This is a genomic window from Staphylococcus sp. HMSC067F07, from assembly GCF_001837405.1.
GTDB lineage: Bacteria > Bacillota > Bacilli > Staphylococcales > Staphylococcaceae > Staphylococcus > Staphylococcus capitis.
In genome coordinates, this window is sequence record NZ_KV832226.1 from 1 (window position 1) to 743 (window position 743).

Below are 743 nucleotides of genomic sequence, written 5' to 3' on the forward strand. Positions count from 1 at the left end.
ACGCCTGAGAGATAGGCGACCTATATATTATATCATCTCCGAATATACGATGATAGATAACTTACGATAAGTCATCTTACGTAGTGTTTTAAAACTGCTTGATTTCTTATAGTACTATACTTACAGAATCAAAAAACTCTATCAATGAAAAAAGAGATCTCATATATGAGACCTCTTTTTAATATCACTAAAAATTGAATTTGGCTTTATAAAACTAATATACGTAATAATTTTTATAAATATTTTGACTCTAATATTCTATGTTTGGTGCTTGGTTTACATGTTTTTGGTAACGTTTGAGTGCACAAAAACCAATAGTACTAATAATTGTTACTATTAATAATTTTTTCACGCTTAACATTCCTTTTTTTAGCATTGTATTGTAGTCTACTTATTGTTTTGATAGTAATTTAATTCTAAATCTTTTGATGTCTGTTGACGGATTTTTTTCATTAACGCAGTATCATTAATGAGTGATTTACCATAAGATGGAATCATTTTTTGTATTTTAGGCATCCATTCAGATTCATATTCAGGGAAGTTTTTCTCAAGTACTTCTAAAGCTACAGATACTGAAGTTGATGCTCCTGGCGACTCTCCTAATAAAGCTATTACCGAATGATCTTCAGAATTAACAACTTCTGTACCAAACTGAATAAATCCTTTACCATATTCGGGAGTATCTTTAATCACTTGTACACGTTTGCCTGCAGTGTATAACTGCCAATCTTCATCACGTGCTT

The 743-nt window shown here is 30.3% G+C and carries 2 protein-coding genes; both read right to left on the reverse strand.

Annotated elements, in window-relative coordinates; translation table 11 throughout:
* Positions 1-250: 250 nt before the first annotated feature.
* Positions 251-376, reverse strand: coding sequence for an SE2200 family small protein (locus tag HMPREF2706_RS12330; protein ID WP_371106841.1), 126 nt, complete (start codon positions 374-376; stop codon positions 251-253).
* 11 nt (positions 377-387) lie between these two features.
* A partial coding sequence (locus tag HMPREF2706_RS02710) for a malate:quinone oxidoreductase (RefSeq protein ID WP_176746160.1) occupies positions 388-743 on the reverse strand: 356 nt, incomplete at its 5' end.